This is a genomic window from Pseudomonas sp. 2822-17, from assembly GCF_002742485.1.
Taxonomy (GTDB): domain Bacteria; phylum Pseudomonadota; class Gammaproteobacteria; order Pseudomonadales; family Pseudomonadaceae; genus Aquipseudomonas; species Aquipseudomonas cyclaminis.
This window is the reverse complement of the sequence record NZ_LJRZ01000430.1, coordinates 63,088-76,723: the sequence shown is the minus strand read 5'-3', so window position 1 is coordinate 76,723 and position 13,636 is coordinate 63,088. Positions and strand designations below refer to the sequence as shown.

At 59.8% G+C, this 13,636-nt stretch carries 11 protein-coding genes; all 11 read left to right on the top strand.

Annotation, left to right across the window (positions count from 1 at the left end; genetic code table 11):
- Positions 1-897, top strand: an 897-nt coding sequence (locus AOA60_RS32675) for a glycoside hydrolase family 19 protein (RefSeq protein ID WP_368731577.1), incomplete at its 5' end; no start/stop codon positions are given.
- Entirely contained in the window at positions 897-1,784 is an 888-nt protein-coding gene (locus AOA60_RS15320; protein WP_099585143.1) for a tetratricopeptide repeat protein, read from the top strand. The genes AOA60_RS32675 and AOA60_RS15320, both read left to right, overlap by 1 nt.
- Positions 1,785-2,175: 391 nt before the next feature.
- Positions 2,176-2,439 carry a PAAR domain-containing protein gene (locus AOA60_RS15315; RefSeq protein WP_099585142.1) on the top strand — a complete coding sequence of 88 codons (264 nt, stop codon included), beginning with the start codon at positions 2,176-2,178 and terminating at the stop codon, positions 2,437-2,439.
- A 155-nt stretch (positions 2,440-2,594) separates the two neighbouring features.
- Positions 2,595-3,677, top strand: a complete 1,083-nt coding sequence (locus AOA60_RS15310; protein ID WP_256592837.1) for a hypothetical protein — start codon at positions 2,595-2,597, stop codon at positions 3,675-3,677.
- 9 nt (positions 3,678-3,686) lie between these two features.
- Positions 3,687-7,034 (top strand): ImcF-related family protein, encoded by a 3,348-nt coding sequence (locus tag AOA60_RS15305; protein WP_178075363.1) that lies wholly within the window; start codon positions 3,687-3,689, stop codon positions 7,032-7,034.
- Positions 7,031-8,617 carry a type VI secretion system protein TssA gene (gene tssA, locus AOA60_RS15300; RefSeq protein WP_099585140.1) on the top strand — a complete coding sequence of 529 codons (1,587 nt, stop codon included), beginning with the start codon at positions 7,031-7,033 and terminating at the stop codon, positions 8,615-8,617. The genes AOA60_RS15305 and tssA overlap by 4 nt, the downstream gene beginning before the upstream one ends.
- Positions 8,618-8,641: 24 nt before the next feature.
- The gene (gene tssF, locus AOA60_RS15295; protein ID WP_099585139.1) at positions 8,642-10,411 is read left to right on the top strand and encodes a type VI secretion system baseplate subunit TssF; all 1,770 of its coding nucleotides are present in this window, start codon (positions 8,642-8,644) and stop codon (positions 10,409-10,411) included.
- Positions 10,375-11,472 carry a type VI secretion system baseplate subunit TssG gene (gene tssG, locus AOA60_RS15290; protein WP_099585138.1) on the top strand — a complete coding sequence of 366 codons (1,098 nt, stop codon included), beginning with the start codon at positions 10,375-10,377 and terminating at the stop codon, positions 11,470-11,472. Before tssF ends, tssG begins: the two co-directional genes overlap by 37 nt.
- Positions 11,453-11,989: a type VI secretion system lipoprotein TssJ gene (gene tssJ / locus AOA60_RS15285; RefSeq protein WP_099585137.1), complete on the top strand. Its 537-nt coding sequence runs from the start codon at positions 11,453-11,455 to the stop codon at positions 11,987-11,989. The genes tssG and tssJ overlap by 20 nt, the downstream gene beginning before the upstream one ends.
- Positions 11,990-11,992: 3 nt before the next feature.
- The gene (gene tssE / locus AOA60_RS15280) at positions 11,993-12,433 is read left to right on the top strand and encodes a type VI secretion system baseplate subunit TssE (protein WP_099585136.1); all 441 of its coding nucleotides are present in this window, start codon (positions 11,993-11,995) and stop codon (positions 12,431-12,433) included.
- Between the two features lie 23 nt (positions 12,434-12,456).
- Positions 12,457-13,551 carry an OmpA family protein gene (locus AOA60_RS15275; protein WP_099585135.1) on the top strand — a complete coding sequence of 365 codons (1,095 nt, stop codon included), beginning with the start codon at positions 12,457-12,459 and terminating at the stop codon, positions 13,549-13,551.
- Positions 13,552-13,636: the final 85 nt, after the last annotated feature.

The window sequence follows — 13,636 nt, the reverse complement described above, 5'->3', positions numbered from 1 at the left end:
CTTTTAAACTGGGTGGCGGAAAAGGAGCGCATCAGGGAGATCAGTTGGTGGAATGAGGTGGCGCAGGGCGTTGGATTACCGGTGGATGGGCAGGTTTATCACTTGCATCCGATAGGCATGCTTAGTTGCTTTGGTGCAGCCTCTGAACGTAAGTTAATAACTCGTGCCATGCTAAAAAAAGCGAGACCTGCTATAGAGAACTCTTATTGCGATGCAATACTTCCGATTTTAAATAAATACGCAAAATTATATAGTGTTGATACTTCTCTTAGAATTTCGCATCTGTTGGCGCAGGTTGGTCATGAAAGTGGGTTCAAGGTGCGGGAAGAGAACCTGAACTACACGCCAGTCCGTATGAGGAAAATTTTTGGCTGTCGAAACAATCAAGCTGGCTACGATGACTCAAAGGATGAGTGTGTTTCTTTTCCGAGGCTTCGCGCTAAGCTTTGGAGTGAGCCAGGTACGTATGCCAATAATCCCATTAATTTAGGCAGTTATGTTTATGCCAATAGGAATGGTAACGGAGATGAGGCAAGCCAGGAAGGATACAAGTATCGCGGACGAGGGATTATACAGCTGACTGGTAAAAACAACTATCGTGAGTATTCTCGTATTCATAATCAAAAAGATCCTTCCGATCCTAGGGATTTTCTGGATAATCCAGATTTGATAGTCACCGATTTGAAGTACGGGGTGGAGTCAGCTTTTGTCTGGTGGAGCATGAGTGGAATGAATGATGTGATTGAGCGTTCGTACGTGTTGAGGACTGAAGACGGAATTGTCGAACACGTTGCAGATATTTCGAGACGAGTGAATGGGGGCGTGATTGGGTTGGAGGAACGTGTTTCTCTCTTTAATGAGTTGCGGAGCATGGTTGAATTGGAGTTGAATTCATAATGGCTAAGTTTTTTTTATTCATGCTGATTGGATGCTCGGCGTCAATTTGTGCAGAAGGTAAGAGCTATTCTTTAAATCCAAGCTTTAATGATGTGGATGCAGTCGAGTTCGTGTCGGTGGAAGGTGAGCGTGGTCGAACTATAAGCGGGCGCCTGTCAGGCAAAAATGGAGTGCAGTACTATATTGCCGACGTGTGCGAGCCTGAGGGTGGGGAAGCCGAGCTAGTTGATACTTATACGGTAAAAGGAAAGAAGAGTTATTTTCTATTCACGTGTGCTTGGCTCGTTCAACATTCTGGTATTGGTGTTCACGGAACTCAATATGAAACGTTTGTTTATACTCAGAAAAAACCTGGCTTAATCATAAGGCAAACAGAACTTTCTAGAAGTCTGTCTGGTTACGAAGGGCGTTTAGAGAGCGGAGGCAGAAGCCACTTTTGGTACTCGAAGCGCAAAATTGCTAGTGCGAAAATATTAGAGCTTGAGGCTGGAAAATTGATAGATTCTATAACTCTGGCGCTTAGCGTTGTTCGAGATCGCCTGAGTGATGCAGATGTAGATGCAATAAAGGCCTATCTTAGTTCTGAGCGAATCCAGCAATTGCTTGTGGATTTTCCTGTCGGTAGGTCTACTGTAGTTGCGTACAATGATATTGGCTATGCCCTGGCGTTCGCTGGCGAGGAAGTTGAAGCGTATAAAATATTTAAAAGGGTAGAGGATGTTGCTCCTGGTAGGGTTGTTCTCAAATTAAATATCGCTGACGTGCTATGGTCGTCCGACAGAGAGCAGTCGACGGTATACTACAAGCAATATGTTAGTTTGATGAGGGAGGCGGGAAAGGAAAAGTTAATTCCGTTAAGGGTGATTGATCGTATTAACTCTAATTGATGTACTGTAATGGTTAGGGTTTTGCTTCGTGTTGCAGAAGCGGTGAGACTGGAATTTTTGAGTGGCGTGTATTTTGAACGCGGCCGTGATGAAAAATTACGGCTGAAGAGCTGCGGGCGGCAATTGTTCTACCGGCGTGCGCGCGGTCGCTTTCAAATGATCATTACGAGGGGTGAGTGCACTTATAGTTGTTGCTTAGATATTAAATATTCTAGATGCGGGTGGGTTGGAAAGAGGGCGGTGTCAACTTTATATTGACTTGGGTTCGTGGTTTTGGTGCGGGTTGATATCGGGTCTGTAGGGGATGATGGCTCTACTGTTTGACGCATGTTAGTGCGCGAAATTTTTACATGGGTAAATAATTGAACTGATTCGGAAGCCAGGGAAGAGTATGAAAAACATAATCCGTATAGAGGACAAAACAACCGGCGGCGGAACTGTTCTATCAGGATCCACCGTCATGATTTTCAGAGGCATTGGCGCTGCCCGCAAGGGCGACCCGGTGGACTGTCCGATTCCAGGCCATGGTCGAACAGAGATTGCCGAGGGCCACCCAACGTTTCATGACCACGGCATTCCGGTCGCGTTTCATGGGCACCGTTGCGCGTGTGGCTGCACCTTGATTTCCTCTTTATTTCAGGCGAGTGCGAGTTAGTCATGCCGGTCAGATTGGATCAAGTCCCAGCGCCGTCGCCACGACCTTCGCGGCCTAAGTGTTGGCTTTGGTTAGGCCTACTGCCACTGCTGCTTTTGCTGTTTGGTGTGTGCGGGACGTTTTTGTTCGGTACTCAATCGTTACGCGAACATCCCGTGAATTTCTGGGGCATGGCTTTGGTGTGGCCGCTCTTGGGTTGGTGCTTACTGAGCTTCGGACGTGTGTTGCTGTATTTCGTTCAACAGCAGGTCGCTGACGGGTGGGATAAGGCACGTGAAGAGGATTTAACCCAAAAAAATCGGCGTGGTCGGCGTGTGCAGCAGGTACTGGGTGTAAGTCTACACACAGCTTTAAGAGAACCGGATGCGTCGGTAACGACACTGCTCGGTTCCCTGCGCGGTGATGTCAAGGCGATCACGGCCCAGCTGTGCCGGAAAGGTCCAACGGTGTCGCGTCACAGCCGGATAGCAGGGGATGCGGATGACACTCCCGAGCAGGCGTTACTAAGGCTATTGAAGCAAATGCTTGCCGATTTGGTGCCAACTCTGAAACAGCTATCTGACGATGCTCCGTTGGCATTGCTGTTGGAGGTCGATAGTGCTTTGCAGGAACATGTTTGGAAGGACCTATGGCGCCAAGCATGGAGCGAATCCGGCATCCGCCAGCCCACTGTACCCGACGAAGGCAGTGGCCTGGCCGCACTGGACCAATGGCTCGATCAACGAATTGGCGACAAGGCGTCTTTGCTGGTGGTGGCTTTGCAGTTTGCACCGCAGCAGGCAGTAGGAACGGCTGAAGCGGCGGTCGGACTGCTTTTTGGCAACCGTCTGACGCAAACCGTCTTGCCCCCAATCGCCTACCTGCATCGCCCGGAGCAGGCGCGCGAGCCGAACAGCGACGCTTTGCTTTGCGCCGCGCGCCAGGCATTGGATTGGGTGCCTCTCGACGCGCCATCGATCCAGCAAACCTGGCGAGTGGGAGTTGATGTGCGGAGAAATGAGGCGCTGAGCAAGGTCTTGGCGGCCGTGCCGCTCCCTGCGAAGAACAATCAAGGCTTTTACAACCTGGACACCTCCCTGGGGAACCCGGGCAAAACATCACCGTGGCTGGCGATTGCCGCTGCAACGCAGACCATTCAGGGCGGCGCCGGGCCGCAATTCATCTTCAGCGGGAGCGGCTGCGTTGATGCAGGGCTCTGGAGCACGGTCTTGACGCCTGTGCCATCGCTTTCGAAATAGGAACTTCGAATGCAGACTCGACGTGTTGTGTGGCTGGGAGCTTTGGTCGTTGTACTGTTGTTGATCGGTACGGTGCTGGGTGTATTGGTCTGGCAGTACCCCGAGCTGGCTGGGCTTCGCTCCGATGATGATCGCCAAATCGCGGGATTGTGGGTGATAGCGGTTACGACCTTGGTCCTGGTGATGTGCGCTGTGGGCTACCATTTTTTTGGGCACCAGTTGGGGCATTCGGCTTATCGGCAAGCGCAGGCGGATGATGTGCCCCGGCCTCGGCAGGCCGATCATTCTAAGCCCCTTGATAAAGACGCCGCGCAACGCCTTAGCTCGATTAGAAAGCAACTGTGGGCTCAATACGGCCTCTTCTGGCGCCAAAAAACCCGCCTGCTACTGGTCATCGGCGAACCCACTGAAATCGAAGCCCTCGCCCCAACCCTGACCAAGCACTTCTGGCTGGAAGGCCAACGTACCGTTCTGCTCTGGGGCGGCAGCGCCCAGGCGGCGTTGGATCAATCATTCTCCGAGCGCTGGAAAGGCCTGAGCCGCGGGCGGGCGCTGGACGGGGTGGTCTGGGCGCTGGATAAAAACCAGGCCGCCGACGATGCGGCAATGGGCGCGGGTGTGCGGCAGTTGCAACGCCTGGCCAAACGCGTTGGCTGGCAGTTGCCGCTGTACTTGTGGCAGGTCTGCGACAGCCAATGGCGTCAGGCCGGGCGCATGGCGCAACCGGTCGGCTGTCATTTGCCTGCTCGCTTTACGCCGGCGGTGTTGGAAAATGCGTTGACACGTCTGGTGGAGCCCTTGCGCCGCGAGGGCCTGGCGCAGATGAACGCGGTCATGAACCATGACTTCCTGCTGCGCCTGTCGCGGGATCTGCAAGACGAGGGCATTGCGCGTTGGTGTCACACCCTGGCGCCCCTGGCTGGCGAGTTGGCCGCAGGTGTGCCGTTGCGTGGGGTGTGGTTCAGTCTGCCGGTGTTGCCGATCAACAACATGCCCGAACATTTCTGGCCGGTGGATGGCGCCTGGCGAGGTGTTCTCGATGACAAGCCCCTCAATCACCGTCGATTCGGCTGGAGTGTGCCGCGAATCGGGTATGTGCTGGCCCTCGGCGTGGCCATGCTGTGGAGCGCAGGGCTGCTGTTGTCCTTTATCAGCAATCGCGCCCAGATCCAGCAGGTGCGAGCCTCGGTTGAGGCCTTGCAGCACGCTTCCCAGGCTGACGAACAGCTCCAGGCCCTCAACGAACTGGTCCGCGAATTGGCGCGCTTGGATGATCGCGTTCAACACGGTGCACCGTGGTACCAGCGCTTCGGCCTGAATCAAAACCCGGCGCTGCTGGAAACGGTGTGGCCGCGCTACGTCGAGGCCAACAACCGCCTGATCCGCGACCCGGCCGCCGCAAGCCTTCGTCAGCAACTCAGCGCGCTGGTCCGGCTGCAAGCGGATAACCCAGAGCGTGCCGAGCGCGCCCGCGAGGCCTATGACCCGCTCAAGGCCTACCTGATGATGGCGCGTCCGGACAAAGCTGATGCCGACTTGTTGGTCAAAACCCTGGGCAGCGTTGAGCCCGCCCGCCCAGGAGTTACGCCAGGTCTTTTGCAAACCTTGTCGCCCGCGCTTTGGCGATTCTATGCCGAGCACCTGGCCGCCAACCCGACCTGGCGCATCGAACCTGACGCGCGGCTGATCGCGCACGTACGACAGATCCTGCTGGGTCAACTGGGCCAGCGTAATGCAGAGGTCAACCTGTACCAGCAACTGCTCGATGACACCGCCACTCACTATCCGGCCCTTGACCTGCACCAACTGGTCGGCGACACCGATGCCTTTGCGCTGTTTTCCAGCGACGCCAGCGTGCCCGGCGTCTTTACCCGGCAGGCGTGGGAGGGGCAGGTGCGCCAAGCCATCGATGACATCGCCGACGCCCGTCGTGAGGAAATCGACTGGGTACTCAGCGACAAACCCGCCGACATCGACACCCGATTACGCCCCGACCAATTGCGCGAGCGCCTTGCCGAGCGCTACTTCCAGGACTATGCCAGCGCCTGGCTGGACCTGCTCAACAGCCTGCGCTGGCAACCGGCAGCGAGCCTTGACGAGTCCATCGACCAGTTGACGCTGATGAGCGATGTGCGCCAGTCACCGCTGATTGCGCTGATGAATACCGTGGCCTATCACGCGCAGGCTGGCACTCGCACCGAGGCCTTGGTCGATTCGCTGGCGGCATCCGCACACAGGCTGATTGGCCAGGACAAGGTCCCTGTGCGCGAAATCAAGGACCCGCTGTCGGCGACCTTCGGCCCGTTGTTGGCGCTGCTGGACAAGAACAACACGGACGGCCTGAGCCTCCAGGCGTTCCTGACCCAGGTGACGCGGGTGCGCTTGAAACTCCAGCAAGTCAGCACCGCGCCCGACCCGTTGGAAATGACGCAGGCGCTGGCGCAAACCGTGTTTCAAGGCCGCCGTGTAGACCTGACCGACACCCAGGCCTACGGCAGCCTGCTCGCCGCCAGCCTGGGCGCGCAGTGGAGCGGGGCGGCGCAGACGCTGTTCGTGCAGCCGCTGGAGCAGGCCTGGCAGCGGGTCTTGCAACCGTCGGCCGCCGGCCTGAACAGCCAATGGCAGCGCTCCATCGTCAATCCGTGGAACGCGGCCTTCGCCAGTCGCTACCCGTTTGCGGCCACGGCCAGCGATGCCTCGTTGCCGATGCTGGGGCAGATGATCCGCGCGGATTCGGGGCGCATCGAGCAGTTTCTACAGCGGCAACTGAGCGGTGTATTGCGCAAGGAGGGCAGCCAGTGGGTCGCCGATCCACGCCACAGCCAGGGGCTGCGTTTCAATCCGCAGTTTCTCGGCGCCATCAACCACCTCAGCAACCTCGCCGATTTGCTCTACACCGACGGCGGCATGGGGCTGAGCTTCGAGCTGCAAGGCAAAGCCGTGCGCGATGTGGTGCAGACCACGTTCATCCTCAACGGCGACCGGCATCAGTACTTCAACCAGAAGGAAAGCTGGCAGCGTTTTCAATGGCCTGGCCACAGCGACTATCCCGGCGTAAGCCTGAGCTGGACCAGCGTGCATGCCGGCGAGCGCCTGTTCGGCGATTACCCCGGCACCTGGGGCCTGATCCGCTGGCTGGAAAACGCCCAGGTCAAGCCGCTGGACGACGCTGACAGTCGTTATCGCCTGCTGCTCAAGGCGCCCGATGGCGTAAGCCTGACCTGGCACCTGCGCACCGAATTTGACGCAGGGCCGTTGGCGTTGCTCACGTTGAGAGGCTTCACGTTGCCCGCGCAGATATTTCTCAGCGAGCCCGACAGCCAGGCAGCCTACGCACAAAACGGGAGTTTCCCATGAGCCTTCGCACCTTGATCACCCGCTGCCTGGGCACCCGCGATGCCCTCTGCGTCGCCCACGAACAGGCCGACCACTGGCAACCCTGGCTGCAACCCATCAGCGCCGAGTTTCCCGTCGGCAAAGACCCTGGCTACGACGATGACTTCCAGCGCATGCGCGACGAAGTCAGCAAGCTCTCCGGTGCCGATGCCGGGCAGGTCGCCCAACTGGCGCAAAAGCTGCTGCACCAGAGCTGCAAAGATTTGCGTGTCGCCACTTACTACCTATGGGCGCGCTTGCACAAGGAGGGCGAAGTTGGGTTGGCCGACGGCCTCAGCCTGTTGGCCGCGTTGATTGAGCGCTTTGCCGAAACGGTGCTGCCTGCCCGGCCCCAAAGCCGCAGGATGGCCCTGGAATGGTTGGCCAGCAGCAAGGTGCTGGACACACTGCTGCTGTACCCGGAGGTGGTCAAGGCCGAAGCCGAGCGTACCGCGGCGGCGCTTGCCTGGCTTGAGCGTGGTTTGAGTACATGGCCGCAGGGGCAAAGGCCAAACCTGGAACCGCTGTATACCGCCTTGTCCGCGCGGTTGGCACAGTCCGGCGGGACGGAGGCGCTGGTGCCGCAGAACACCGCCAGCCACGAGTCCTCGGCGCAAGCCAATGCCTTGCCCGTCACGTCGATCAAATCCGGACGCGACCTGCTCGACAGCGGTCGGGCCCTGGCTGTTTACCTGCGCGAGCAACCCTTGGGATGGCTGGCGGCTCATCGCCTGATGAAGAGCCTGCGCTGGGACACGGTGCATCAGGCGCCGCCTCAAGAGGAGAACAACCACACGCGGCTGACACCGCCGAGAGGGGACTATCGGGCACAGCTCAAGCGCTTGTACCTGCAACAGAACTGGGCGGAGTTGATCGATCAGGTCGAGCGTATTTATGCCGAAGGTGTGAACCATTTCTGGCTCGATCTGCAGTGGTACCTGTACCAGGCCTTGAGCAAACAACCTGCGCCCCAGAACGGTTGGGGCGATATCACCAAGCGCGACCTGGGCATGTTTCTCGAACGCCTGCCGGGGCTGGAGGTGTTGTGCTGGAGCGACGGGAGTCCCTTCGCGGACGAAACCACCCGCGAATGGATCGTCCAGCATGTCAGCGGCAACCGACCCCAGCCGTGGCTGCCCGTTACCTCGGTGGCTGCGGCGGCAGACAACGGCGACGTCCTGTCGCTGGAAGGCGAGGCCATCGCCCAGGCTGACAGTGACGGCGTGGATCATGCGCTCGCCTGGCTGGCCGCGCGCCCTGGTATCCACACCGGTCGCCAGCGCTGGCTGCTGCGCCTGCTGATGGCGCGGGTGGCCGAACAGTATGGCAAGAGCGACTTGGCCGTCCACCTGCTCGGGGAGTTGGACGCCACCGCGCAACGCCAGGCGTTGGGCGAGTGGGAGCCCGAGCTGAATTTCGAGGTAAAGGCGCGCCTGCTCAAGCTCTTGCGCGTGAAAGCCCAGCGCAACGACGCCGACAAACCCACCCTGGCGCGGCGCATGGAAACATTGCTGGCGGCGCTCGTGGCCATCGACCCGGTACGCGCCGCAGTGCTCTGCGGCTGACCCTCATACACCAGGAGTTTTTCTGTGAGCATGGACAATCTGACGCTGCACTACTTCGACGCCGAAATGCGCTACCTGCGCGAGGCCGGCAAGGAGTTCGCAGAGGCGTTCCCGGATCGGGCCGCACAGCTCAACCTCGACAAACCAGGCGCGCAGGACCCTTACGTGGAGCGCCTGTTCGAAGGTTTTGCGTTCCTCATGGGCCGCCTGCGGGAGAAACTCGACGATGACCTGCCGGAGCTGACCGAAGGGTTGGTCAGCCTGCTGTGGCCGCATTACCTGCGCACCATTGCGTCGCTGTCGGTGGTCGAGCTGGTGCCGGAACTGGCGCAGATGAAAGGCAGCGAGTTGATCGCCCAGGGTTTCGAAGTGCTGTCACAACCCATCGGGCCACACCGTACACGCTGCCGCTACACCACCACCCAGGACCTGACCCTGCGGCCGCTGGCTCTGGTCGCGGTTGGGCGGGGCTTTGAGCCGGACGGCCGCTCAGTGTTGCGCCTGCGTTTTTCCTGCGGAGCGTTGACCGACTGGAGCCAGATCGACCTCAGCCGACTGCCTCTGTACCTCAACGCCGATGCGCCCCTGGCCAGTGCGTTGCATCAGGCGCTCACCCTCAACACCCAGGCGATGTATGTGCGCTGGGCCGGCCACACCGAGCGCCAGCCCGTCACCGCGCATTTTGCGCCCAAGGGCTTTGCTGAAGAGGACCGGCTGTGGCCCAAGGGTGACAGCGCCTTCAGCGGCTATCAGTTATTGCTGGAGTATTTCAGCTTCCGCGAAAAGTTCATGTTCGTGACCCTGTGTGGTCTGGAGCACTTGCAGCTTGCCCCCGACACCGAGTGGTTCGAGCTTGAGGTGGTGCTGCGTGAACCCTGGCCCTCGACCTTCGAGCTGACCCGCGAGCACATCCGCCTGCACGCCGTGCCGGTGATCAACCTATTCCCGCTGGAGGCCGACCCGCTGACCCTGGCGCCGTTGCAAACCGACTACCTGCTGCGCCCCATGCGCTTGCAGGATGGCCATATGGAGATCTATTCAGTGGACCGCGTGACCGCGTCGAGAAACGGCGAGCGCCAGGACTATGTGCCGTTCACCAGTTTTCGGCACAAGGGCGGCATGCTGCGCGATGAAGCGCCGGAGCGCTACTTCCATACGCGTCTCAAGCGCGCGGCGAATGGCCTGCACGACACCTGGTTGGTCCTGGGTGGCGAAGGCTTCGACAAAGACCGCCTGCTTGAGCAGGAAAATCTCTCGTTGCGCCTGACCGGGACTCACGGTCAGTTACCGCGCAAGGCCCTGCAAAGCGCGCTGCTCGATACCGCAGTGCAGTCCACTCAAACTGCTTTACGCGTGCGCAACCTGTGTGCGCCGACCTTGCCGTGCTATCCGCCGAATCGTGACCGCTTTCACTGGCGGGTGCTGAGCCACCTGGGGTCGAACTTCCTGCCGATGCTGGGCGATGCCGAGGTACTGAGGGGCACGCTCGCGCTCTATGACTGGACTGGCAGCGAGCTGAATCGGCGTCGCCTGGCCGCGATTGTCGAGGTCAGGCATCACCTGGTGCAGCGGTTCGAGAAAGGCTTTTTGCTGCGCGGGGTTGATATCGAAATCACCCTGGACGCCCATGGCTTTTCGGGGGAGGGCGACATCAGCCTGTTCGGCGAAATGCTCAACCGTTTCTTTGCTCTGTATGCCGATATTCATGTGTTCACCCAGCTCACGCTGATCCTGCAACCTACTGGAAAGTGCCTGCGATGGAACGAGAACCACAGTCAGCGTATTCCCGGCTGAAAGCCGTCGGTTTGCTGGACGCCCTGCAACCGCGAGTGGCCGAGGCCAATCTGTATCGGTTTTGCCAGTTGTTGGAGCAGGCGTTACCGGGGCAACCACCTTTGGGCAGCACCGCGCATCCCGCCGACGATGCCGTGCGCTTTCGGCCTGATCCGGGCATGGGATTTCCGGCCAGCGAGTTGAAGGCGATCGAAATCGATGACGTATGCCCTGAGCGGCCAGCGACGGTACGCACACGCTTGCTCGGTTTGTACGGGGTCGATTCGCCGATGCCGACGGCATTTCTGGATGACATCGCGCAACGCCGGGAAGGTCATGCTGCGCTGCAAGCGTTCCTGGACATGTTCAATCACCGGCTGTTCACCCAGCTCTACCGGATCTGGCGCAAGTATTCCTACCCGGCAACGTTCGAAGCCGGCGGCACCGATGCAACTTCGCAATGCCTGTTGGGCCTGATCGGCCTGGGCATTCCCGGCACTGCGCGACAGATCGCTACGCCGGTCTCGCGTTTCCTGGCATTGCTCAGTGTGATGCGCCTGCCCACGCGCAATGCCGAAGGCATCATGGCATTGGTCAAGTTGCTGGCCCCCGACACCCAGGCGCAGGTGACTGCGCACTGGGCGCAACGCATTGCGTTGGCGCACCCGGCCAGCCTTTCCCGACAACGTCCGGTGAGCTTGTCCCAGGGTATGCCGCTGGGCAGCGTCGGCCAGGACGCCAACAGCCAGCTGCGCCTGGCGCTCTATACCGACGACCCCCTGCAAGCCCGTGGTTGGTTGCCGGATGGCGAGTTGTATCGCGATTTGCTGGTACTGCTACGTGTCTACCTGGGTTGGCGATGCACGGTGAAATTGCAGTTGTCACTGCCGGTGCGCAGCCTGCCTTTACCGGTGCTGGGGCACGCGCCGATCCGGCTAGGCATGACCGGTGTGCTCGGGTGGCGCGGCGATGCCTGGCAGGCGCCGGTTGATGACAGCCTTTCGATCAACCTTGGCCGCTACCAGGGCCTTTCGATTAACCCGCGCAATAGGGAGACGCAGCATGTCGCGTACCGTTTTTAAGTCATTGATGCTGGCGGCGACTGCGCTGGCGCTCGCGGGGTGTGGCCTGGCGCAGACGGTGTCGGACGGCACGGCGTCGACTGCCAGGGCGATCTTCTACAAGCAGGTCAAAACCCTGCACCTGGATTTCAGCGCGCGCACCGCGTTGAACACCCAGACCCGCGACATGAGTGGGTTGTCGGTGCCGACTCTGATACGGGTTTACCAACTGCGCGACAACAAGGCAGTGGAGCTGGCCACCTACGAAGGTTTGCTGGCCGATGATGATCAACTTCTGGCGAGCGCGTTGCTGGACAAACGCTCGGTAGTGCTGAGGCCGGAGGAGGGGACGCAACTGAATGTGCCTATGGATGCGGACACACGGTTCGTCACGGTAGTGGCCTTGTTCCGAGACCCCGATACCCGGCTCAACACGTGGCGCCTGACCTTGGCGCGCGACGACCTGGACCCGGATCGGGCGCGGGTGATCGAGCTGGGAGACAACCGCCTGACGCTGCGGCCCCTGGGGAAGGACTGAGCCATGACCGAGCCCAACCCTTCGCTTTACGAACTGCTGCTGCAAAATTTCGAGGGTGAACTTGAACTGCATCGCGTGAGCGAGCAGGACCAGCACACCCTGTCCGTACTGGATAACGTGCAACGCATCCTAAACAGCCGCGCGGGTGCGCTCAGCCATCTGCCGGATTACGGGTTGCCGGACATGGGCCTGATCCTGCAAGGGTTGCCCGCCACCGCCCATGGATTGATCAACACCATGACCGCCACTTTGCTGAAGTACGAACCGCGTCTGGCGGCGGTGGCGGTCGAACTGCTGCCCCAGACGTTGCCGGGGCATCTTGAATATGCCCTGGACCTGCAATTGAAAGACGGGCACCGCGTGAGCTTCGGCACCACCCTGGGCCCCGAAGGCAAAGTGCTGGTGCGTCACTTGAAGCGCGAGCAGTACCTGTCCAGGTCTTGAAGCGATAACGCAAGGGTAACTCGATGACGACAGTGTTTGGGATGGGTATTCAAGTGGGCGGTGATCCGCGCAGTTTCAGCGAATTCACGGACGTGCGCGATGAGCTGGCCAAGCTCGGCCATCCCGCCTGTCCGGATGTGGATTGGGTGAAGATCGAGCGGTGGTGCCTGAGGCTGTTCGAGCGCAACGGCGCAGACCTGCAAACCGCGTGCAACTACACCCTGGCGTGCGCCCAGCGCCAGGGTGTGGAGGGGATGGCCCACGGCATTGCAATTATCCAGGCGTTGGTCAGCGAGTGGCCACATGTATGGCCGCCAATGGAGTCCTCCCGGCTCGACCTGCTGGGGTGGCTGTTCGATCAACTGCACGTGCTGCTGCGCCGCGCGACAATTACGCCGTACAGCGTGCCTGTCCTGGCCCACCTGCACGCCGAGCTGGGCCGGTTGCAGCCACGCTTTTCGCCCCCCGGCACGTTGCCGTCGCTCCAGGCGCTGCGTCAACAGGTCGGCCAGCGCTTGGAACAGCTCGGCTCATCCAGTGAAGCGCTACCGGTGCCATTGAGGGTGATAAGTCCGGCATTGATGACACCTGTCGTGATCCTGCCGCCTCCTGAAGCGCCGCTGCGGCGCCACCCGCTACTGCCCTGGCTGTTGGTCTCGGGGCTTATCCTTGCCTTGTTCACGATGTTCGCCTGGCAGACGTGGCTGGTGGTGCCTGAGCCTGAAACCCACGTGCCCGAACCGGTGCGACTGGACAGCCTGGCGCTGTTCGATGCCGGCAGTGCAACGCTGAAACCGGATTCCACCAACGTGTTGATCAACGCCTTGGTCGGCATCAAAGCCCGGCCGGGCTGGCTGATCGTGATTGCCGGGCACACCGATGCAACCGGTTCTGTCGAGCAGAACCAGGCCCTGTCCCAGGCGCGCGCATCCGCTGTGCGTGACTGGATGCAACGCATGGGGAGCATTGCCGACAGCTGCTTTGCCGTGCAGGGCGTTGGGGCCAGTCAGCCAATCGCCAGCAACGGCACCGAGGTCGGGCGTGCTGCCAACCGGCGTGTCGATATTCATCTGGTGCCGCAGAGGGCCTGTGAAGATGTCACGTTGGCGCTGGAATAAACTGAACCCTCGTCGATTCCCCTTGTCCCCGCTTCCCATGTCACCCCCCACCCGCCAAATCCCTTAATTTCCCACCCCTACCGGA

What these genes read in the sequence shown, in the direction of transcription:
- AOA60_RS15320 (WP_099585143.1), top strand. Translation starts at nt 897, where the DNA reads ATGGCTAAGTTTTTTTTATTCATGCTGATTGGATGCTCGGCGTCAATT.
- AOA60_RS15315 (WP_099585142.1), top strand. Translation starts at nt 2,176, where the DNA reads ATGAAAAACATAATCCGTATAGAGGACAAAACAACCGGCGGCGGAACT.
- AOA60_RS15305 (WP_178075363.1), top strand. Translation starts at nt 3,687, where the DNA reads ATGCAGACTCGACGTGTTGTGTGGCTGGGAGCTTTGGTCGTTGTACTG.
- tssA (WP_099585140.1), top strand. Translation starts at nt 7,031, where the DNA reads ATGAGCCTTCGCACCTTGATCACCCGCTGCCTGGGCACCCGCGATGCC.
- tssG (WP_099585138.1), top strand. Translation starts at nt 10,375, where the DNA reads ATGGAACGAGAACCACAGTCAGCGTATTCCCGGCTGAAAGCCGTCGGT.
- tssJ (WP_099585137.1), top strand. Translation starts at nt 11,453, where the DNA reads ATGTCGCGTACCGTTTTTAAGTCATTGATGCTGGCGGCGACTGCGCTG.
- tssE (WP_099585136.1), top strand. Translation starts at nt 11,993, where the DNA reads ATGACCGAGCCCAACCCTTCGCTTTACGAACTGCTGCTGCAAAATTTC.
- AOA60_RS15275 (WP_099585135.1), top strand. Translation starts at nt 12,457, where the DNA reads ATGACGACAGTGTTTGGGATGGGTATTCAAGTGGGCGGTGATCCGCGC.